General features: G+C 69.9%; 19 protein-coding genes and 1 tRNA gene. 9 read left to right on the top strand and 11 right to left on the bottom strand.

Going from position 1 to position 19,872, the window contains the following annotated elements:
• The first annotated feature begins 23 nt into the window (after nucleotides 1-23).
• The 3 genes from IE142_RS20475 to pknB all read left to right on the top strand — a co-directional run bounded on the left by IE142_RS20475 (nucleotide 24) and on the right by pknB (nucleotide 5,135).
• Nucleotides 24-1,460, top strand: a complete 1,437-nt coding sequence (locus IE142_RS20475) for an FtsW/RodA/SpoVE family cell cycle protein (RefSeq protein WP_191887077.1) — start codon at nucleotides 24-26, stop codon at nucleotides 1,458-1,460.
• Nucleotides 1,457-2,929 carry a peptidoglycan D,D-transpeptidase FtsI family protein gene (locus IE142_RS20470; RefSeq protein ID WP_191887076.1) on the top strand — a complete coding sequence of 491 codons (1,473 nt, stop codon included), beginning with the start codon at nucleotides 1,457-1,459 and terminating at the stop codon, nucleotides 2,927-2,929. Before IE142_RS20475 ends, IE142_RS20470 begins: the two co-directional genes overlap by 4 nt.
• A 190-nt stretch (nucleotides 2,930-3,119) precedes the next feature.
• Complete coding sequence (pknB, locus tag IE142_RS20465; RefSeq protein ID WP_191887075.1) at nucleotides 3,120-5,135, top strand: Stk1 family PASTA domain-containing Ser/Thr kinase; 2,016 nt, start codon at nucleotides 3,120-3,122, stop codon at nucleotides 5,133-5,135.
• Nucleotides 5,136-5,942: 807 nt separating this feature from the next.
• On the opposite strand, the gene IE142_RS20460 is transcribed toward pknB, so the two are convergent.
• The 5 genes from IE142_RS20460 to IE142_RS20440 form a co-directional block, all read right to left on the bottom strand.
• Complete coding sequence (locus tag IE142_RS20460) at nucleotides 5,943-6,713, bottom strand: class E sortase (RefSeq protein WP_191887074.1); 771 nt, start codon at nucleotides 6,711-6,713, stop codon at nucleotides 5,943-5,945.
• Nucleotides 6,714-6,726: 13 nt separating this feature from the next.
• Nucleotides 6,727-7,773 carry a class E sortase gene (locus IE142_RS20455; RefSeq protein ID WP_191887073.1) on the bottom strand — a complete coding sequence of 349 codons (1,047 nt, stop codon included), beginning with the start codon at nucleotides 7,771-7,773 and terminating at the stop codon, nucleotides 6,727-6,729.
• On the bottom strand, nucleotides 7,770-8,408 hold the full coding sequence (locus IE142_RS20450) for an aminodeoxychorismate/anthranilate synthase component II (protein WP_191887072.1): 639 nt from the start codon (nucleotides 8,406-8,408) through the stop codon (nucleotides 7,770-7,772). The genes IE142_RS20455 and IE142_RS20450 overlap by 4 nt, the downstream gene beginning before the upstream one ends.
• Complete coding sequence (locus tag IE142_RS20445; protein WP_043382636.1) at nucleotides 8,405-8,566, bottom strand: hypothetical protein; 162 nt, start codon at nucleotides 8,564-8,566, stop codon at nucleotides 8,405-8,407. Before IE142_RS20445 ends, IE142_RS20450 begins: the two co-directional genes overlap by 4 nt.
• An 81-nt stretch (nucleotides 8,567-8,647) precedes the next feature.
• The gene (locus IE142_RS20440) at nucleotides 8,648-9,427 is read right to left on the bottom strand and encodes a DUF881 domain-containing protein (RefSeq protein ID WP_191887071.1); all 780 of its coding nucleotides are present in this window, start codon (nucleotides 9,425-9,427) and stop codon (nucleotides 8,648-8,650) included.
• A 121-nt stretch (nucleotides 9,428-9,548) separates the two neighbouring features.
• Between IE142_RS20440 and crgA the strand changes: the two genes are divergently transcribed.
• Nucleotides 9,549-9,803 (top strand): cell division protein CrgA, encoded by a 255-nt coding sequence (crgA, locus tag IE142_RS20435; RefSeq protein ID WP_003975080.1) that lies wholly within the window; start codon nucleotides 9,549-9,551, stop codon nucleotides 9,801-9,803.
• Nucleotides 9,804-10,056: 253 nt separating this feature from the next.
• On the opposite strand, the gene IE142_RS20430 is transcribed toward crgA, so the two are convergent.
• Nucleotides 10,057-10,947, bottom strand: a complete 891-nt coding sequence (locus tag IE142_RS20430; RefSeq protein WP_191887070.1) for a rhomboid family intramembrane serine protease — start codon at nucleotides 10,945-10,947, stop codon at nucleotides 10,057-10,059.
• 112 nt (nucleotides 10,948-11,059) lie between these two features.
• On the bottom strand, nucleotides 11,060-11,593 hold the full coding sequence (locus IE142_RS20425) for a peptidylprolyl isomerase (RefSeq protein WP_043382627.1): 534 nt from the start codon (nucleotides 11,591-11,593) through the stop codon (nucleotides 11,060-11,062).
• Between the two features lie 385 nt (nucleotides 11,594-11,978).
• On the opposite strand from IE142_RS20425, the gene IE142_RS20420 reads away from it, so the two are divergent.
• Entirely contained in the window at nucleotides 11,979-12,680 is a 702-nt protein-coding gene (locus tag IE142_RS20420; protein ID WP_191887069.1) for a DUF5324 family protein, read from the top strand.
• 97 nt (nucleotides 12,681-12,777) lie between these two features.
• Here the strand turns inward: IE142_RS20420 and IE142_RS20415 are convergent, their stop codons facing one another.
• Together IE142_RS20415 and IE142_RS20410 are read right to left on the bottom strand one after the other, a co-directional pair.
• Nucleotides 12,778-13,554: an isoprenyl transferase gene (locus IE142_RS20415; RefSeq protein ID WP_043382622.1), complete on the bottom strand. Its 777-nt coding sequence runs from the start codon at nucleotides 13,552-13,554 to the stop codon at nucleotides 12,778-12,780.
• Between the two features lie 354 nt (nucleotides 13,555-13,908).
• Nucleotides 13,909-13,981, bottom strand: a tRNA-Ala gene (locus IE142_RS20410).
• A 179-nt stretch (nucleotides 13,982-14,160) separates the two neighbouring features.
• Between IE142_RS20410 and IE142_RS20405 the strand changes: the two genes are divergently transcribed.
• A complete protein-coding gene (locus IE142_RS20405; protein WP_100048608.1) occupies nucleotides 14,161-14,709 on the top strand; it encodes a helix-turn-helix domain-containing protein in 549 nt (182 codons plus the stop codon).
• Nucleotides 14,710-14,798: 89 nt separating this feature from the next.
• Nucleotides 14,799-16,463, top strand: coding sequence for a serine/threonine-protein kinase (locus IE142_RS20400; protein WP_191887068.1), 1,665 nt, complete (start codon nucleotides 14,799-14,801; stop codon nucleotides 16,461-16,463).
• A 13-nt stretch (nucleotides 16,464-16,476) separates the two neighbouring features.
• Here IE142_RS20400 and IE142_RS20395 read toward each other — a convergent pair whose 3' ends face one another.
• Both IE142_RS20395 and IE142_RS36805 read right to left on the bottom strand, forming a co-directional pair.
• Nucleotides 16,477-17,853: a hypothetical protein gene (locus tag IE142_RS20395; RefSeq protein ID WP_370466384.1), complete on the bottom strand. Its 1,377-nt coding sequence runs from the start codon at nucleotides 17,851-17,853 to the stop codon at nucleotides 16,477-16,479.
• Nucleotides 17,854-18,041: 188 nt separating this feature from the next.
• Nucleotides 18,042-18,170: a DLW-39 family protein gene (locus IE142_RS36805; protein WP_003999697.1), complete on the bottom strand. Its 129-nt coding sequence runs from the start codon at nucleotides 18,168-18,170 to the stop codon at nucleotides 18,042-18,044.
• Nucleotides 18,171-18,508: 338 nt separating this feature from the next.
• On the opposite strand from IE142_RS36805, the gene IE142_RS20385 reads away from it, so the two are divergent.
• Together IE142_RS20385 and IE142_RS20380 are read left to right on the top strand one after the other, a co-directional pair.
• The gene (locus tag IE142_RS20385) at nucleotides 18,509-18,883 is read left to right on the top strand and encodes a DUF6344 domain-containing protein (protein WP_191887067.1); all 375 of its coding nucleotides are present in this window, start codon (nucleotides 18,509-18,511) and stop codon (nucleotides 18,881-18,883) included.
• Between the two features lie 200 nt (nucleotides 18,884-19,083).
• A complete protein-coding gene (locus tag IE142_RS20380) occupies nucleotides 19,084-19,872 on the top strand; it encodes a GntR family transcriptional regulator (RefSeq protein ID WP_191887107.1) in 789 nt (262 codons plus the stop codon).

Below are 19,872 nucleotides of genomic sequence, written 5' to 3'. Positions count from 1 at the left end.
GCCGTGAGAGGCACCGTCACCCGATGAGCAGTACTTCCAACTCGCCGACGCACCACACGTCCACGATCGGCGCCATCGGCGCCCCGAGCCGGCGCAACACCGAGCTGGCCCTGCTCGTGTTCGCCGTACTCATCCCGGTCTTCGCGTACGCCAACGTGGGACTGGCCATCAACGACGAGGTGCCCGCCGGCCTGCTGAGCTACGGCCTCGGCCTCGGCCTGCTGGCCGGCGTCGGCCACCTCGTCGTGCGCAAGTTCGCGCCCTACGCGGACCCGCTGCTGCTGCCACTGGCCACCCTGCTCAACGGACTCGGACTCGTCGCCATCTGGCGCCTCGACCAGTCCGAACTGCTCCAGCAGATCAAACAGGCCGGCACCGCCGCACCCCGCCAGCTCATGTACACCGCGATGGGCATCGCCCTGTTCGTCGCCGTGATGATCTTCCTCAAGGACCACCGCGTCCTGCAGCGCTACACCTACATCTCCATGGTCACCGCGCTGTTCCTGCTGCTGCTCCCGCTGGTGCCGGGTCTCGGCAAGAACATCTACGGCGCCAAGATCTGGATCCAGGTCGGCTCCTTCTCCATCCAGCCCGGCGAATTCGCCAAGATCGTCCTCGCGATCTTCTTCGCCGGCTACCTGATGGTGAAACGCGACGCGCTGGCCCTCGCCAGCCGCCGCTTCATGGGCCTCTACCTGCCCCGCGGCCGCGACCTCGGCCCGATCCTGGTCGTCTGGATGGTCTCCATCCTCATCCTCGTCTTCGAGACCGACCTCGGCACCTCGCTGCTGTTCTTCGGCATGTTCGTGATCATGCTGTACGTCGCCACCGAGCGGACCAGCTGGATCGTCTTCGGTCTCATGATGTCCGCCGTCGGCGCCGTCGGCGTCGCCAGCTTCGAACCCCACATCCAGCAGCGCGTCGACGCCTGGCTCGACCCGATGCGCGAGTTCATGCTCTCCCGCGCCAACCAGGTCGGCCACTCCGAGCAGGCCATGCAGGCCCTGTGGGCCTTCGGCTCCGGCGGCACCCTCGGCACCGGCTGGGGCCAGGGCCACTCCGAACTGATCCGCTTCGCCGCCAACTCCGACTTCATCCTCGCCACCTTCGGCGAGGAACTGGGCCTGGCCGGCCTCATGGCGCTGCTCCTGCTCTACGCACTGATCGTCGAACGCGGCGTGCGCACCGCCCTCGCCGCCCGCGACCCCTTCGGCAAGCTCCTCGCCATCGGCCTGTCCGGCGCCTTCGCCCTCCAGGTCTTCGTCGTCGCCGGCGGTGTGATGGGCCTCATCCCGCTCACCGGTATGACGATGCCCTTCCTCGCCTACGGAGGCTCCTCCGTCATCGCCAACTGGGCCCTGATCGGCATCCTGTTGCGCATCAGCGACACGGCACGCAGGCCCGCACCCTCGGCCCCCGCGAACCCCGACGCCGAAATGACCCAGGTGGTCCGCCCGTGAACAAGCCACTGCGCCGCATCGCGATCTTCTGCGGCCTCCTCGTCCTCACCCTGCTCATCCGCGACAACTGGCTCCAGTACGTCCAGGCCGACGAGCTCAAGGAGGACGAGCACAACCGCCGCGTCGCCATCGAGCGCTACGCGAGCCCGCGCGGCGACATCATCGTCGACGGCAAGGCCATCACCGGCCACGCCACCACCGAGGGCGACTTCAAGTACAAGCGCACCTACAAGGACGGCGCCATGTGGGCGCCCGTCACCGGCTACGTCTCCCAGGCCTACGGCGCCACCCAGATCGAGGCCATCGACGACGGCATCCTCACCGGCAACGACGACCGGCTCTTCTTCCGCAACACCCTCGACATGATCACCGGCAGGAAACGCGAGGGCGGCAACGTCGTCACCACCCTCAACAGCGCCGCCCAGAAGGCCGCCTACGACGGCCTGAAGAAGCAGGGCGGCAAGGGTGCCGTCGTCGCGATCGAACCGTCCACCGGCAAGATCCTCTCGATGGCCTCCTACCCCTCGTACGACCCCACCGCCATCGCCGGCAGCGACGACGCGGCCGGCGAGGCCTGGAACAAGCTCCAGAAGAAGAACAACCCCGACGACCCGATGCTCAACCGGGCCCTGCGCGAGGTCTACCCGCCCGGCTCCACCTTCAAGGTCCTCACCGCGGCCGCCGCCCTGGAGCACGGCCTGTACGACTCGGCGGACGAGAAGACCGACTCCCCCCTGCCCTGGACCATGCCCGGCACCACCACCGAGCTGCCCAACGAGGGCGACCTCCCCTGCGAGAACGCCTCCCTCCGCGAAGCACTCCGCGTGTCCTGCAACACCGTCTTCGGCAAGGTCGGCTCCGACCTCGGCAACGACGAGATGCTCGAGACGGCCAAGAAGTTCGGCTTCACCGAGGAGCAGTTCGTCCCCGTCCGCTCCAGCGCCTCGGTCTTCTCCGACGACATGAACCAGTCGCAGACCGCGCTCTCCGCCATCGGCCAGTACAACACCGCCGCCACCCCGCTCCAGATGGCCATGGTCACCTCGGCCATCGCCAACAACGGCACCCTGATGAAGCCGTACATGGTGGACGAACTCCAGGCACCCAACCTCGACACCATCGAGAAGACGGACCCCGAGGAGATGAGCAAGCCGCTGTCCGCGGACAACGCCCAGATCCTCCAGGACATGATGGAGACCGTCGTCGAGAAGGGCACCGGAACCAACGCGCGGATCGACGGCGTCACCGTCGGCGGGAAGACCGGCACCGCGCAGCACGGCGTGGACAACAAGGAGAACCCCTACGCCTGGTTCATCTCCTACGCCAAGGGCGAGGACGGAAGCTCGCCGGTCGCCGTGGCCGTGGTCGTCGAGGACGAGAACGCCGTCCGTGACGACATCTCCGGCGGCGGCCTCGCGGCCCCGATCGCCAAGAACGTGATGGAGGCCGTTCTGGAGAGCAAGAAGTGACCACGGGCTGAACAGGACGTGACTCCGATCACGTCCCCTTCACATAGGCGCACGTTGCGATACCGGTCCTGTATCGGGTATCGGGCTTGGCCGAGCCACCCGGAGCGAGCCGGGTACGGTAGGCCGGACGGCAGCCTCCGACCGTACAAGCATGCCGGTCGGGACCGACGGAGAGGGCTGGTAGGTAACCATGGAAGAGCCGCGTCGCCTCGGCGGCCGGTACGAGCTGGGCCAGGTGCTCGGCCGTGGTGGCATGGCGGAGGTATACCTCGCGCACGACACCCGGCTCGGCCGCACCGTGGCGGTGAAGACGCTGCGCGCCGACCTCGCGCGCGACCCGTCCTTCCAGGCCCGCTTCCGCCGGGAGGCCCAGTCGGCCGCCTCGCTCAACCACCCCGCGATCGTGGCGGTCTACGACACGGGCGAGGACTACATCGACAACGTGTCGATCCCGTACATCGTCATGGAGTACGTCGACGGCTCCACACTCCGTGAGCTGCTCCACTCCGGCCGCAAGCTGCTGCCGGAGCGGACGCTGGAGATGACCATCGGCATCCTCCAGGCGCTGGAGTACTCGCACCGGGCCGGCATCGTCCACCGCGACATCAAGCCGGCCAACGTGATGCTCACCCGCAACGGCCAGGTCAAGGTCATGGACTTCGGCATCGCCCGCGCCATGGGCGACTCCGGCATGACCATGACCCAGACGGCCGCGGTCATCGGCACCGCCCAGTACCTCTCCCCGGAACAGGCCAAGGGCGAGCAGGTCGACGCCCGCTCCGACCTGTACTCCACCGGCTGCCTCCTCTACGAGCTGCTGACCGTGCGCCCGCCCTTCGTCGGGGACTCCCCGGTCGCGGTCGCCTACCAGCACGTGCGCGAGGAACCGCAGGCACCCAGCGTCTTCGACCCCGAGATCACGCCCGAGATGGACGCGATCGTCCTCAAGGCGCTGGTCAAGGACCCCGACTACCGCTACCAGTCGGCCGACGAGATGCGCGCCGACATCGAGGCCTGCCTCGACGGCCAGCCCGTCGCAGCCACCGCCGCGATGGGCGCCATGGCCGCCGGCGGCTACGGCGCCTACCCCGACGACCAGCCGACGACCGCCCTGCGCTCCGACGCCGGCGCGGGCGCCACGACCATGCTGCCGCCGATGAACCCGGACGACGGCGGCTACGGCTACGACGAGCGCCCCGACCGGCGCCGCCAGCAGTCCCGCAAGTCCAACGCCTCCACGGTCTTCCTGGTCCTGGCCGGCGTCCTCGTCCTGGTCGGCGCGATCCTCATCGGCATGCACCTCTTCGGCGAAGACGCGGGACCCAGCAACGACAAGGTCGACGTACCCGCCTTCGTCGGCCAGACCAAGGCGGACGCCCAGCAACTGGCGGACAACGCCGACCTGGAGCTGACCTTCAAGCAGCAGCCCTGCGAGGACCAGCCCAAGGGCAACATCTGCTCGCAGAACCCCGAACAGGGCACCTCCGTGCAGAAGCAGTCCGCCGTCGACCTGGTGGTCTCGACGGGTGCGCCGAAGATCGAGATCCCGGACGTCGAGGGACTGACCTACAGCGAGGCCGAAGCGGCGCTGAAGGACAAGGGCTTCGAGGTCGAAAAGCAGTCCGAGGAGTCCACCGAGACTCCCGACACGGTCCTCTCCCAGGACCCCGAAGGCGGTGCGTCACGGGAGAAGGGGACCACCGTCACCCTGACCGTCGCCAAGGAGCAGGCGCAGGTGACCGTGCCGGACCTGACCGGCATGACTCCCGAGGACGCCAGGAAGCGTCTGGAGGAGGAAGGTCTCGTCCTCGGCACCCAGGAACAGGTGCCTTCCGCCGCTCAGGCCGAAGGCACGATCTTCGAGCAGAGCATCGGGGGCGGCAAGGACGTCGACCGCGGCAGCACGATCAACGTGAAGATCGCCAAGGCCGTCGAGAAGACGAAGGTGCCCGAGATCCCGCTCGGCACCCCCCTGGCACAGGCCCAGCAAACCCTGAACCAGGCCGGTTTCACCAACATCCAGGTCTCCGGACCCAACGACGGCAACGCCGTGGTGATACAGCAGACCCCGCCTGCCAACTCCGAGGTCGCCGACCCGGCCGCCACGCAGATCACCCTCACCACCGTGGGCGGAAACAACGGCAACGGCGGCAACAACGGCAACAACAGCGGCGGCTTCATCGGCGGCCTCCGCGGCGACGACTGACGCTCCCGCGAGACCCCCCGCGCACGGCAGGAGCCCCGGACCCTCACCGGAGGGACCGGGGCTCTGTCGTTCCCGCGGTGATACAGCTCGTGTTTTCATATGTCATGACTCGCTGACTCAGGGTGACCACACAACCCGAAAGAGGGACGGCCGTGATCAGCGAGACGGCCCTGCTGGTGTCAGCGGCCCTGCGGAACAGCGTCCTCGAACGCACCGACGTACTCGACCGCGTCAAGGCACTCCCCTGCTGCCGGACGGCACGCATGTGACCACGGCGATGGTGGCGGCGTACTTCGAAGTCACCACTGAGGCCATCCGTCAGCTCAAGGCAAAGCACCGTGAGGAGCTGTGGAGCAATGCAATGCTGACGCCCAAAGGCTCTGAGCCGGCACGATCCAAGCGTGACGTCCTGTCACGCCATCCGGCAGGTGATCCACAGCCCCGGTCGAGCCTCACTCTCTGCTCGCGTCGTTCCGTCCTCAACGTCGCCATGCTGCTCCGAGACAGCGAAGTCGCACGTCAGGTGCGTGTCCATCTGGACATGGAGTACCTGGCCCGCGCACAACCTGTGGACAACCCGTCCCGCCAGACTCGTCCGCTCTCGACGACCGCATCGACCAACGCACCAGACAATCGCAGTCCAGCGCACCGCCGTACACCGCGGGCTCCTAAAGGAATGGGCGGCCGGAGCACCACTGACCGTCCTGCAGTGACGCGAACGAGGAGGCCCGGAGTCGCAAGAGCAAGTCGCGGCTTCGGGCCTCCGTCATGCTGGAGGACCGGGGTCCGTACAGGACCCCGGACAGCTCACCGCAACTCCTTCGGCGGCGTCCGCTCCCCGTCCACCTTCTCCGTGCGCACCAGCTCGCCCCACACCACGTACCGGTACCGGCTCGTGTACACCGGCGTGCAGGTCGTCAGGGTGATGTAGTGGCCGGCCTTCTTCTTCCCGGACTCCTTGGGGACCGGGTCGAGGACCCTGACGTTGTACTTCGAGGTCTCGGGGAGGACGGCGTAGGTCTTGTAGACGTACCAGGTGTCCTTCGTCTCGAAGACGATCGGATCACCCTCCTCGATCTTGTCGATGTTGTGGAACTTGGCCCCGTGCCCGTCCCGGTGCGCCGCCAGGGAGAAGTTGCCCTCCTTGCCGGAGGTCGGCAGCGCCGACTCGACCGGGTCGGTGTAGTAGCCGGCCACGCCGTCGTTGAGGACCTCCATCGACGTGCCCTTCTCCACCAGGATGTCGCCGTCGCCCATGGCCGGCACGTGCAGGAATCCGATGCCCGCCTTGGTGTCCAGCGCCCCCGGGCCGTCCGATCCGACCCGGTCCCGGGCCCAGTTGTCACGGACCTTGTCCGCCTGCTCGCCCGCCGCGCGGTCGGCGACCACGTTCGTCCACCACAGGGAGTAGACGACGAACAGGCCCAGCACCAGGCCCGCGGTGATGAGGAGCTCACCGAAGACACTGACGGTCCGCGCGACGATCCGCCCCGCGCGACCGCGGCGGCGTGCCGCGGGCGCCGCAGGGCCGTCCGTGCCGGACTGCTCTTCGTGCTGCGTGTCGGTGGTCGCTGCCACTGGTCATCCGCCCTTAACTGACGAGCGCATCCGGCTTGCCCTTGCTGCGCGGCCGTTCCTCGACCATCTTGCCCCAGACGATCATCCGGTACTTGCTCGTGAACTCCGGCGTGCACGTGGTGAGGGTGATGTAGCGGCCCGGTTCCTCGAAGCCGGACTGCTCCGGCACCGGATCGAGGACGCTGATGTTGCTCGGCGACGTCACCGGCAGGATCGACGCCATCTTGTAGACGAAGTACTCGTCCTGCGTCTCCACGACGATCGGATCACCCGGCTGGAGCTTGTTGATGTACCGGAAGGGCTCACCGTGCGTGTTGCGATGCCCCGCCAGGCCGAAGTTGCCGGTCTTCGCGTCCGGCATCGCCGTCTTCAGCGCACCCTCGGCATAGTGCCCGACCATGCCGCGGTCGAGGACCTTCTCGTCGTCGATGCCCTCGGCGATCGGCACCACCACGTCCAGCTTCGGAATGTGCAGCAGCGCGAAACCCTGCCCCGGCTCGAAGACCCCCGGGTTGCGCTTGCCCTTCGCCCAGTCCTCCTGGAGGCTGCTCGCCGCCTTGTCCGCCTGCGCCTGGGCGCGGACGTTGGTCCACCACAACTGGTACGAGACGAACAGCAGCATCAGCACACCGGTCGTGATGAAGAGCTCACCGACCGCACGGCTGGCGATCACCGCGGCGCCCGGCTTCCGGGCGCGGGCCTGCCGACGCGCCTCCACACGCGACAGAGGGGCCTGCGACGCCTCGTCCGACTCCTGGGCCGGGGAAGGCCCTCGGGAGCCGCCACGGCGCCCGTGACGCCGCTTCGCGGCCTTCCTGCGGGCCGCGCGACCCCCACCCGGAGGAGGCGCGGCGGGCGCCCGTACCGGCGGCGGGTCCGGAACCCGCAACGCCACCGTCTCGTCGTCGACGGGGACCTGCGTCGCCCCCTGCGAGGTGAAATCCTCGTACCACCCGTCCCAACCGCCCCCGAACGCGCCGGAATCCCCGTACGGCTGCCCGTACGAGGATCCCTGGTCACCGGCCGTGCCGGAGTCGCGCTCGGGGCGCAGCGCGGTCACGCCGTGGCCCTGCCCACCACCGGGGCGAGCCCCGCCGACCTCGCCACCGCACCCTGGTCACCGCACTCGGCCAGCCAGTTGGCCAGCATCCGGTGCCCGTGCTCGGTCAGCACCGACTCCGGATGGAACTGCACGCCCTCGACGGGAAGTTCCCGGTGGCGCAGCCCCATCACGATCCCGTCGGACGTACGCGCCGTCACCTCCAGCTCCGCCGGCACCGTGGCCGGCTCGGCCGCCAGCGAGTGGTACCGCGTCGCCGTGAAGGGCGAGGGCAGACCGGCGAAGACTCCTCTGCCCGCGTGCTCGACCGGCGAGGTCTTGCCGTGCAGCAGTTCCGGCGCCCGGTCCACCACACCGCCGTACGCCACCTGCATCGACTGCATGCCCAGGCAGACACCGAAGACCGGGACCCCGGTCGCCGCGCAGTGCCGGACCATGTCGACACAGACCCCAGCCTGCTCCGGCGTACCCGGCCCAGGGGACAGAAGCACGCCGTCGAAGCCGTCCTGGGCGTGCACCGTCGACACCTCGTCGTTGCGCAGCACCTCGCACTCGGCACCGAGCTGGTAGAGGTACTGGACCAGGTTGAAGACGAAGCTGTCGTAATTGTCGACGACGAGGATGCGCGCGCTCACTGGTTGTCCACCGTCACATCATTGAAGGGAAGCAGCGGTTCGGCCCACGGGAAGACGTACTGGAAGAGGACGTAGACCACGGCCACCGCCAGCACGAGCGAGAGCAGCGCCTTCACCCACGCGTTCCCCGGCAGATGCCGCCAGATCCAGCCGTACATGCCGTCCCTTCCGTCGCACCACGGCGCCGCACTCACGCCGCACCGCACCAGACTAGCGGCGCGGGGCCCTCCGCAAAGGCGTCAATCCACAGGCTGGGCATACTGCAGGTCCGCCGTGCCCGAGTAGCCCGGCAGCGTCACCGTCCCGTCGTCCTCGACCTTCCAGCCGAGCCCGTAGACATTGACGTACACCATGTAGTTCTGGATCGCCGGGGACGCGGCCAGCGCCTTCTTCAGCTTCTCCGGGTCGCCGACCGCCTGGATCTTGTACGGCGGCGAATAGACGCGGCCCTGGAGGATGAGGGTGTTGCCCACGCAGCGGACCGCGCTGGTGGAGATCAGCCGCTGGTCCATGACCTTGATGCCCTCGGCGCCGCCCTGCCACAGGGCGTTCACGACCGCCTGCAGGTCCTGCTGGTGGATCACCAGGTAGTCGGGCTGGGGCTCCGGGTAGCCCGGGAGCTTGGCGGTGGCGTTCGGCGGGGCGTCGTCGAGCGTGACGGATATCGCCTCGCCCTTCAGTTCCTGCGTGCCCGCCTTCTCCTCCAGAGCCGCCAGCTTGTCGTCCTCCGACTTCGTGCGCCCGTCGTCGCGCTCGGCGAGCGATTCGATGTCCTCGCGCAGGGCCGCGTTGGACTCCTCGCGTTCGCCGTTGTCCCGGCTGCGCTCGTGGATGAGATCGGACAACTTGAGCAAAGAGGCATCCGTACGGATATTGGTGCCCTTCGCGGTGTCGAAGCTGGTGAAAAAGATGAGTCCCGCGAGCGCGAAGACCGCTGCCGTCAGGACTCGCACGGGCCGGAAACGGCGCCCGCGGGCGGGGCTGGATCCCGCCTGGGGGGAGTCGGCAGAATTGCTCAACGTACCCTTATCTCCTTCGGCGCCACGGAAGCACTACGCTAACGGACGCCCGGGGGAGCGCTCCAAGTCCCCGACCCCGTTCCCTGCGCGGCCACGCAGCGCATCGACAGGAGAGACCCTCGTGCCGAAGTCACGTATCCGCAAGAAGGCCGATTACACGCCGCCGCCGTCGAAGCAGGCGACCAGCATCAAGCTGACGAGCCGCGGCTGGGTCGCCCCGGTCATGCTGGCCATGTTCGTCATCGGTCTCGCCTGGATCGTCGTCTTCTACGTCACCGACGGTTCACTGCCCATTGACTCCCTGGGCAACTGGAACATCGTGGTGGGCTTCGGTTTCATCGCCGCCGGATTCGGTGTCTCGACGCAGTGGAAGTAACCCGACAGTAGCCCCGGAACAGCTCTCCCCAGGGCTATCCACCGAGTTATCCACAGGCGTTGTCCACAGGTGGAAAAGAAAGACGATCTGTGGATAACCCGCCGGGCGTTGACGCCGGTGTGACGGAAGTACTGGCAACCGAAAACTCGTTCGCCCCCTGCCTGACCTGCGAAAACACTGGTCAGCGACAGGGGGCACACTTGTTCCCGCACACTGTGCACAAGATCGGCCACACATTGTGGACAACCCGCGCTCAGGTGAGCTGGGCGGTCCTCAACAGGGTCAGGCCGACGACGGCCACCAGGACCAGCGCACAGGTGCCGTACTGCACGAGCGCCCGCCGCTCGCGCGGGGCGTGGAGCATGGCGTAGCCGATCGCGGCGCCGGCGACGAGGCCGCCGATGTGGGCCTGCCAGGCGATCCCGCTCCAGGTGAAGGTGAAGACCAGGTTGATCGCCAGGAGGATGACGACCGGCCGCATGTCGGCGTTGAGGCGGCGGACGAGTGCGGCGGTGGCGCCGAAGAGGCCGAAGATCGCGCCGGAGGCGCCGAGGGTGGCCTGGCTGGGTGAGGCGAGCAGGTAGGTGAGGGCGCTGCCGGCGAGGCCGGAGGCGAGGTAGAGGGTGAGGTAGCGGGCTCTGCCGAGGGCCGCTTCCAGGGGTCCACCGAGGAACCAGAGGCTGAGCATGTTGAAGCCGAGGTGCCAGATCTCCTCGTGGGTGAACATGGTGGTCACCAGGCGGTACCACTCGCCCTCCGCGACGCCCTCGTGCGGGACGTACGGAGTGGGGGGCCATTGTCCGATGAGCACCATGTCGCCGAGGAAGGTCTCCGACAGGGTGTGGACGGCGATGAAGACCGCGATGTTGATCCCGATGAGGATCTTGGTGAGGAGGTGGGGGTCGGCGGCGATGGTGCCGCCGGCGAGTGTGCGGGGCCGGGAGGCGGCCGGGGCGGGGCCGTTGCCACCGGTGCGGCCGCTGGCGCAGTCGGGGCAGTGGAAGCCGACGGATGCATTGACCATGCAGTCCGTGCAGATGGGGCGTTCGCAGCGGGTGCAGCGGATGCCGGTCTCTCGGTCCGGGTGGCGGTAGCAGCCCGGCAGGCTCTGGGCGTCCGGTGAGCCGGCTGCCGCGTGGTCCATGGCTTCCCCTCGGTCGTCCTGCGGGCGGTGGTCGGTCGCTGTTCGGCAACGGACCGCCCCGCCCATCTTTACGGATGAGCGGGGCGTTTGGTTCCTTGCGGCCCGGTCGGGGTCAGCCTTCGCGGGTTTCGACCAGGACCGACTCGATGACCACGTCGTCGACGGGGCGGTCGGTGCGGGGGTTGGTCGGGAGGGCGGCGATGGTGTCGACGACCTTCTGGCCGGCCGCGTCCGTCACCTCGCCGAAGATCGTGTGCTTGCGGTTCAGCCACGTGGTCGGGGCGACGGTGACGAAGAACTGGGAGCCGTTGGTGCCGGGGCCGGCGTTGGCCATGGCCAGCAGGTAAGGCTTGTTGAAGGAGAGGTCCGGGTGGAATTCGTCCTCGAACTGGTAGCCCGGGTCGCCGGTGCCGTTGCCCAGCGGGTCGCCGCCCTGGATCATGAAGCCGCTGATGACCCGGTGGAAGACCGTGCCGTCGTAGAGCCTGGCCGTGGTCTTCTCGCCGGTCGCGGGGTGGGTCCACTCCCGCTCGCCCCGGGCGAGTTCGACGAAGTTCCTGACCGTTTTGGGGGCGTGGTTCGGCAGGAGCCGGATCTCGATGTCGCCGTGGCTGGTCTTCAGGGTGGCGTAGAGCTGCTCGGCCACGATGTGCCTTCCGTCGTGTTCTGGTGCTCGCCGATCCTCGCACGGCGGGGTGCGGGCGGGGTGTCGGGCAGGCGTTCCCTGCTCCGATTCGGCGAAGTGGGTTGCGGAGACCCGGTCGAGTGCTCCGGCCGGTACTGCTGGGTCGCGAGCGCGGGGCGCCGATTCGTGGCATTGTCGTCGGCAGGCTCCCGTTGCCCGGTATTCATTCGTTATTGAGGTTGATCGGCTGTTGTCGGCAACTTCATCACCACATGTCCCGGACATCACGAAGACACCGCCCGTGACCCGGATGCCCGCCCTCACATGCCCGGCGGTGCGTCCGCAGGCATGATCCGTAAAAGGGTGGAAAGTCGAATTACCGTACGCCACCGAGGAGGAGGAACCCGTGACCCGCATCGACAGCGTGCGCGCCGCGACCGGTTCGGCGAAGGACAGCGTGCTGCACGCCGCGGAAGTGGTGGCGCCCTACGCCGATACGACCAAGGACAGGGCCGCTCACTACGCACAGGAGGCGCGCGTACGGCTGGCGCCCAAGGTGTCGCAGGCCGCGTGCCAGGCGCGTCTTCAGTACGGCACGCGCGTCGCGCCGAGGCTGGACCAGGCGCGTACGCATGTGCCGCCGAAGGTGGACGCGGCCGCTCAGGAGGCCGCTGTCCGTACGCGCCTTGCCGCCCGGCAGGCCGCTGAGTACTCCAAGCCGGTGATCGGGCAGGCGGTAGCCGCGGCCGTGCCTGTCCGGGACGAGGCCGCTGCGCGGGGTGCTGCCGCGTTGGCGGCACTGCGGGGTCAGGTGACGGCCAAGGAGATCGAAGAGTTGACGCGCAGGCACCAGCGACGGGCTCGGGCCGGGCGTGTCGCCAAGGTTCTGGCGGTGGTGGGCGTCGTCGCCGGTGGGGCCTTCGCCGCGTGGAAGTGGTGGGACAAGCAGGCCAACCCGGACTGGCTGGTGGAGCCGCCGGAGGCGACGGAGGTCGCCGAGTCGGGGCGGCTGTCGTCCGTGGACGGCACTGGTGAGGCGATGGTCGACCCCGAGGTGCAGGCCAAGCAGGCGCGGGATGACGCGGCGGAGGGCGAGGAGCCTCGCTGAGGTTCCCCGGACGACTTCGGGCCGCATCGGCATCGTCGCGGGGCGGGAGGCTTGACGGTCTCCTGCCTCGCGGCGATGTTTCACGTGAAACGGCGGCTCAGCGGCCGTAGCGGCGTTCGCGCAGGGAGTAGGAGCGCAGGGCGCGCAGGAAGTCGATCTCGCGGAAGTCCGGCCAGTAGGTCTCACAGAAGTGAACCTCGGCGTAGGCGGACTGCCAGAGCAGGAAGCCGGAGAGGCGCTGCTCGCCGGAGGTGCGGATGATGAGGTCGGACTCGGACCGTGTCTTGGAGTACAGGTGCTTGGAGATGTGCTCCATGGTGAAGGTCTCGATGAATTCGTCGATGTCCCCGCCCTGTGCGCTGTGCTCGGTCAGGGCGGACCGCACGGCGTCGACGATCTCCCGGCGGCCTCCGTAGCCCACGGCGACGTCGACCTTGGTGCCGCCCTTGCGGCCCTGGGTGGCGGCGGTGGCGGTCTTGAGGCGGCTCGCGGATTCGGCGGGCAGGAGGTCCAGGGCGCCGACGGCTTCGACGGGCCAGGGATTTCCGGGAGCGGCGAGCCGCTCGACGACCTCGGCGATGATGTCGATGAGGGGGGTCAGCTGCTCCTCGGGCCGGTGGAGGTTGTCGTCGGAGAGCATGAACAGGGTGACGTGTTCGATCTTCGCGGAGTCGCACCAGCGCAGGAAGTCCAGCACCTTCGCCCCGCCGGCCCGGTAGCCCTCGCGTGGGTCGTCGATGCCCGACATCTTGGCCCACCGGCGGTTGCCGTCGAGCATGATGCCGATGTGCTGGGGGCGTGGGCGTCCCTCCAGTTCTTTGACCAGCCGCTTCATATAGAGCGCGTCGAGAGCGGCCCGTACCTTCGCCCGCATGGTCTACCCCTTCCACCTCGTCGGCAGCGACCGAACGGCTGCGACGGCGATGAGCCACGTGGCACCGCCCCGCAGGGGTGTGGCGCTGGTGCCCTGTGGGGTGACGATATCAAGAGCAGACAGCGTCCCCGGGTGTTCGGCGGGGTCCCGGGAGGTCGGTGCAGGTCCCGGGGGTGCGGCCTTTCCGGCCCTGGGGTCCGGCGGGGTCCGCGGGACAACTCTTTCTGTCAGTGAGGGGGTTGTCGGCGAGATCGGCGGGGCGGGCGGTGAGGTGGTGGGCCGTTGCTCCGGGCCCGGGCCTCCGACGACGAAACGCCCTCCGGGACGGTGTCCTGAAGGGCGTTTGACCTGCTGTGGAGCCTAGGGGAGTCGAACCCCTGACATCTGCCATGCAAAGACAGCGCTCTACCAACTGAGCTAAGGCCCCTGAATCGGCTTCCGGCCGGAGGAACCGCGTACCGGCGGGTGCCGCAGACAAGAGTACCGGGTCGCCCCCCGTATCTCACAAATGATTGGGGGTCCCGGGGAACGACCACGCTCCGTAAGATGCTCGGCGTGGTTCGCTGGAGCGAACTGCGGTTTCTGGGGAAGCGATGGGGAGACGCAATGGACGCCGCACAGCAGGAAGCCACCGCAAGAGCGCGGGAACTGCAGCGGAACTGGTACGGGGAGCCGTTGGGGGCGCTCTTCCGTAGGCTTATCGACGATCTTGGTCTCAACCAGGCTCGTCTGGCGGGGGTGCTGGGGCTGTCCGCTCCGATGCTGTCGCAGCTGATGAGCGGCCAGCGGGCGAAGATCGGCAATCCCGCGGTGGTCCAGCGGGTGCAGCTGCTGCAGGACCTGGCGGGGCAGGTCGCGGACGGCAGCGTGAGCGCGGCCGAGGCGACGGAGCGCATGGACGAGATCAAGAAGTCGCAGGGGGGTTCGGTGCTCAACAACACGACGCAGACGACGAGCAGTTCGGGGGCGCCCACGGTCAAGCGGGTGGTCCGCGAGATCCAGTCGCTGTTGCGCTCGGTGGCGGCGGCCGGGGACATCATCGATGCGGCGGACGCGCTCTCCCCGACCCACCCGGAGCTGGCGGAGTTCCTGCGCGTGTACGGCGCGGGCCGCACCTCGGACGCGGTCGCGCACTACCAGTCCCACCAGAACTGATCGCGGGGTCCGCGTCGCCGTTCGGGGGTGCGGCGGCCGGGCCGGGGGTAGTGGCGCGACAGGTACCGGGGGAGGAGCGGTGCACGGCCATGGGTGAGGTATTCGCGGGTCGGTACGAGCTGGTCGATCCGGTCGGCCGGGGCGGGGTGGGTGCCGTCTGGCGTGCCTGGGACCACCGGCGGCGGCGCTATGTGGCGGCCAAGGTGCTCCAACAGCGGGACGCGCACGCGCTGCTGCGGTTCGTGCGGGAGCAGGCGCTGCGGATCGATCACCCCAATGTGCTGGCGCCCGCGAGCTGGGCCGCCGACGACGACCAGGTGCTGTTCACCATGGATCTGGTGGCGGGCGGTTCGCTGGTCCATCTGGTCGGGGATTACGGTCCGCTGCCGCCGGCGTTCGTGTGCACCCTTGTCGACCAGCTGTTGGCGGGCCTGGCCGCGGTGCACGCGGAGGGTGTCGTGCACCGTGACATCAAACCCGCAAACCTGCTGCTGGAGGCGACCGGGACGGGCCGGCCCCGGCTGCGGTTGTCCGATTTCGGCATCGCGATGCGGTTGGGCGAGCCCCGGCTGACGGAGACCAACCTCGTGGTGGGGACGCCGGGTTATCTCGCGCCGGAGCAGATGATGGGTGCGGAACCGGACTTCCCGGCCGACCTGTTCGCGGTGGGCCTGGTCGCGCTGTATCTGCTGGAGGGGGCGAAGCCGGACGCCAAGGCGCTGGTGCAGTACTTCGCCGAGCACGGGACGCCGCCCGCGCCGCAGGGGGTTCCCGCGCCGCTCTGGCAGGTCGTGTCGGCGCTGGTGCAGCCGGACCCGGCGGCGCGGTTCCGTACGGCGACGGGGGCGCGGAAGGCGTTGGCCGCGGCGGCGGAGCTGCTGCCGGAGCCGGGTCCCGACGACGAGCTGATCGAGATCTTCGACCAGGTCGGGCCGCTGCCCGCCGGGTTCACCGCCGACGGCCCGCTCGAACGGGCTTCGGGGCTGGACCCCACACCGACGGCCCCCCGCGATGTGATCACTCCGCCCACCGTGCGCCCCGTACCGGCGCTCCGGTCGGACACGCCGCCCGCGCCAGGGCCGGGCGCCACGCCGTCCGCCGGGAGCCCCGCACCGGCGTCCCCCTCCGGTCCGCAGCCGGCCCCGGAGGGCGCCCCGGCCGGCGCGGCGGGCGCCTCCGGCACCACGCCGTCGGCCGGGTACCGGGCACCTGATTCTCCGGACGGCCCGCAATCGCCGCCGGGTCGCACGCCACCGTCCTCGCCCGGCGCGGCGCTCCCTGCGCACGGCACGCAGCCGTCCCCGCCCGGCTCGCTCCCGGCGCCGGCTCCCGAGGCCCCCCGTCCGGCTGACCTGTCGGAGACGGGCAGTTTCCGTCTGCCGCCTCCGCAGGCGGCCGTCACCGCCGCGTCCGTGTCCGGTCCCCACCCGGGCAGCCGGCGGGAGCAGGGCCCGTACCACGGCCCGCCGTTTCCCGCCCAGCCCCTGCCGGCGCCGTCCGTAGGGCAGCGTGACGCCGACGCCACCACCGCCTCGTACACCGCCCGCAACCCGCAGGGTCCGGCACCGGCCTCGCCACCGCCGTCACCGTTCGAGCCCGCACCCGCCCCCGCCCCTGCCGTCACCGGGCCGCAACACCGCGCGGCGCGGCGACGGCGGCGCCGTACCGGACCGCCGGCCGGCGTGGCGGTTGCGGTGCTGCTGCTGGCGCTGGTCTGTTACGCCGTGGGCTTCTGGGCCCTGGCCCGACTCTGAGTCGGGCCGCCGTCTACGCTCCGCGGGCCCCGCGCCGGGCCGCCGCCGTCCATACGCCCAGGCCAAGGAGCAGCACACTGCCCGTGCCGATCCCGCCCACGGCGACCGCCTTCAGGGCGAGGTCGTCGTCCGTGCCCGAGGCCCGAGGCGCGGCCGCCCGGTCCGGTGCCGAGACCTCGAAGACGCCCTCCGGCCGGGACTTCGCCGTGTACTCCGGCCCGGCCTGCGCCGCTCCCCCGAGCCGTACGCGCAGCGTCAGGCCGAAGGGGCCGTCGCCGAAGTCGTCGGCTACCTGGGCCGCCAGGTGCACCACCAGGTAGTAGGCGCCGGCGAACCGCATCGCGGCGACCTGGCCATCGGCGGCGTACCGGTTGGCGTAGGCGACCGGCGGCAGGGGGGCGAGTCCGACTGTGGCCGGCCGGCCGGTGTAGCCCTTGGCGATGTCGTCGACCTCACCGCGCACCGGGTTGTGCAGGGCCAGGTGCAGGGCGCTGGTGGCGTAGCCGGAGCGGTCGGTGGATCCGTCGAGTTCGGCGGTGGCGTGGACCTGGCGGCCCCAGTCGAGCGGCACCTTGTAGAAGAGGGTCTGTCCGGGGCGGATGTCGTCGCGCCAGGCTCCCTGTCCGACCGGGGTGGCCTGGGCGAAGCCGTTGCCGCCCGGACGGCGCTCCGGTTCACCGGCGAGGGGTTCGGGTGAGGCGGAGTCCCAGGACTCGGGTGCGGTGGTCCGGCCGGTCCGCTCCGGGCGGGGTTCGGTGACGGCCGTGAGTTCCAGGTCCCAGGCGTCCGGTGGGGAGTCCTCGGGCCGGGTCCGCTCGACCGTGACGTAGTACGTGCCAGGGTCCTGGCAGCGGGATCCTCCGGGGTCGATCTCGCGCTGGCCCCAGGCGGTGACCGGCCGGGGGCTGCGGGCCGCGCCGAAGGTCGCGCTGTCCGAGGAGCAGGAGGCGCCGTCGGCGTCCCGGACGGTGACCCGGACGCCGTCGACTGCGGTGACCTCGCCGTCGGCGCCGGGTACGGCGGTGACGGCGACGTAGGCGTCCGAGGCGGCGTCGAGTTCGAGCCGGTAGTAGAGGGTGCCGTTCCTCGGCAGGGAACTGCGGTACGTGGCTCCGGGGTCCAGCGGTACGGCGCCCGATGTGCCGCTCGCGCCCTCGATCCGCCGGGCGTGCTCGGCGAAGGCGTATCCGGCGGGCGCACCGGCCGCCAGGGCCGCGCCGCCGGGCAGCGCGGTGGCCGCGACCAGTGCGGCGGTCGTGGTGAGTGCGACGGTTGCGGCGCGTACGGCGGTCGCGGCACGTACAGCGGTCGCGGCACATACGCCGGTCACCGCCGTCGGCTGCTCGCGTTCCACCCCGGCGCCCCGCCGGCCCCCGCACCGCCGTCCCATACCCGCCACCCCTCGCGCTCACCGGCACTGTCGCCGCCGCCCCGGACCGTGGCCCATCCTGCCGCGCGGACCCCTGCTCCCGCGCCCTCGCCGGGAATTCATGTGAGTTCCGGGCAACACAAAACCCCGACCGCGAGACGGCCGGGGTCTGCTCGGAGCCGGATCTCAGAGCCGGATGCCGGTGGTACTCACGAACCCGTGGGCACGGAGTCAGTCGCCTCCGTCCACAGATCCTGCTCGGCGCGATCCGCCTGGATCTGGCGGTACACGAGGAGCCCGCCGATGGCGGCCAGTGCGACCAGGAGAAGCTTCTTCACCGCGCGACCTCGTCTTTCCTTGACGTAGGGGACCTCTGGCGCCCGACTATACACACCGGCCGATATCGATCGGTGACCTGCGTCGGCGGCCAACTGCCGGTGTCCGGGGCCCCGTAGAAGCGGACGACGACCGATCCGATCGGAGGGTGATCGCATCCTCACGAACGGTCGCTTCGCCCGATTCCCTCCCGTATTGACACCTTTTCCTGCCTATTGCACCCATCCGAGTGGTGTTCATCTGAACATCACCGCGCCACGGGCGTCGGTCCACCACTTCGTGAGGCACATACACATCATGAGGAAAGTACGCAAATCGCCCAACCCGAAAGTGAGGGGTTATGGCCCGGAACAAGGTCATGACGCTGTGGACCACCATCGTCACCGCCTTCCTCGCGCTGTGCACGGCGCTCGGACTCGTCACGACGACCGCCTCGGCCGCGGTACCGCAGAGCGGAACGCACAGCAACACGGAGAGCGCCTCGTCCGAGACGGCACCCGCGGTGACGATCCCCCGGCCCCGGTCCCGCACCGGCCTCCTGCCCCCCACGATGAAACAGCGCATCCGCGCCGAGGCCCACGGCAAGGCCCCCAGTTGCCGGCACCGTCCGGCCACCGGAACCGCCGCCACCGCCACCGACCTCCTGTGCGACGACACCGCCGAGTCCCGGACGCAGCACCCCGCCGCCCAGCACACCGCGCCTCTGCAACGCTGAGCCGCTCCCACGCACCACCGACCCGACGGCGATCTGCGTACCGCACCACACGCCAGAACGGCCCGGCCGCTCGACAGAGCAGCCGGGCCGCCGCCATGTCGGGCGCCGTCCGGCAGGGAACACCCGACACATCGAGACCTCTCGAGGAGTCGTACGGTGGGTCCGCATCACGAACCCGCACCCGGAACCGGTGAGTGACCCTGATCAGGGCGTACGAAGTCATCGCGGACGACCTCCGCCCCTCCATCCGCGAGGGTGAGCGGGGGCCCGGTGACCGCCTGGCGGCAAAGGCGGACCTCGCCCGCCACCACGGCCGCAGCGTGCCGACCGTGCAGAACGCGCTGCGCTTGCTGAGCGACGAGGGCCTGATCGACAGAGGCCACGGCCGCGGCAACGTCGTGCGCCGCCCCCGCACCCCGGCGGTCCGGGACGACAGCCGGTACCAGTGGGAGGAGGACCGCGCCCGCCTGCCGCTCGCCACCCGGGCCGCGACCGGCGTAACCGAGCGCGACACCGGCCTGCACGCCGAGGCCCTCGTCTTCCACGCCCAGTACCGGGAGGTGGAGGCGTCCGCCGAGCCGGCCGGGGCGTTCGGCGTCCCCGCGGGCACCGTGCTGTTGCGCCGCGCCTACCGGACGCGGTACTCGGTGGAGGTCGCCCCGTTCAGCCTCGTGACCTCCGGCCTCGTCCGCGACGTGATCGCCGCCGACCCCGATCTCCTGGACGAGGCCAACGAGTCCTGGCCGGGCGGCAGCCGGCACCAACTCCACACCGTGGGCATCGAACCGGGCCGCGTGGAGGCACGCGTCACCGCCCGTCCCCGCACCCCGGAGGAGGTCGCGGCCCTGGACCTGCCCCCGGGCACGTCGGTGATCCTGCTCCACGGGACCTCGTACGACGTCGACGACCGTGTCGTGGACGTCTCCCACGTCACGTTGCCCGGCGACCGCACGGAACTGCTGTTCACCACTCGACTGGAAAGGTGGTGA

It is taken from the genome of Streptomyces mutabilis (genome assembly GCF_014649815.1).
In the GTDB taxonomy this organism is placed as follows: domain Bacteria; phylum Actinomycetota; class Actinomycetes; order Streptomycetales; family Streptomycetaceae; genus Streptomyces; species Streptomyces mutabilis.
This window is presented reverse-complemented; position numbering and strand designations above follow the sequence as displayed.

Coding starts and splice junctions, on each gene's coding strand:
- IE142_RS20430 (WP_191887070.1), bottom strand. CDS start 10,947: ATGGACCACGCGGCAGCCGGCTCACCGGACGCCCAGAGCCTGCCGGGC.
- pknB (WP_191887075.1), top strand. CDS start 3,120: ATGGAAGAGCCGCGTCGCCTCGGCGGCCGGTACGAGCTGGGCCAGGTG.
- IE142_RS20475 (WP_191887077.1), top strand. CDS start 24: ATGAGCAGTACTTCCAACTCGCCGACGCACCACACGTCCACGATCGGC.
- IE142_RS20405 (WP_100048608.1), top strand. CDS start 14,161: ATGGACGCCGCACAGCAGGAAGCCACCGCAAGAGCGCGGGAACTGCAG.
- IE142_RS20385 (WP_191887067.1), top strand. CDS start 18,509: ATGGCCCGGAACAAGGTCATGACGCTGTGGACCACCATCGTCACCGCC.
- IE142_RS20400 (WP_191887068.1), top strand. CDS start 14,799: ATGGGTGAGGTATTCGCGGGTCGGTACGAGCTGGTCGATCCGGTCGGC.
- IE142_RS20415 (WP_043382622.1), bottom strand. CDS start 13,554: ATGCGGGCGAAGGTACGGGCCGCTCTCGACGCGCTCTATATGAAGCGG.
- IE142_RS20395 (WP_370466384.1), bottom strand. CDS start 17,853: ATGGGACGGCGGTGCGGGGGCCGGCGGGGCGCCGGGGTGGAACGCGAG.
- IE142_RS20445 (WP_043382636.1), bottom strand. CDS start 8,566: ATGTACGGCTGGATCTGGCGGCATCTGCCGGGGAACGCGTGGGTGAAG.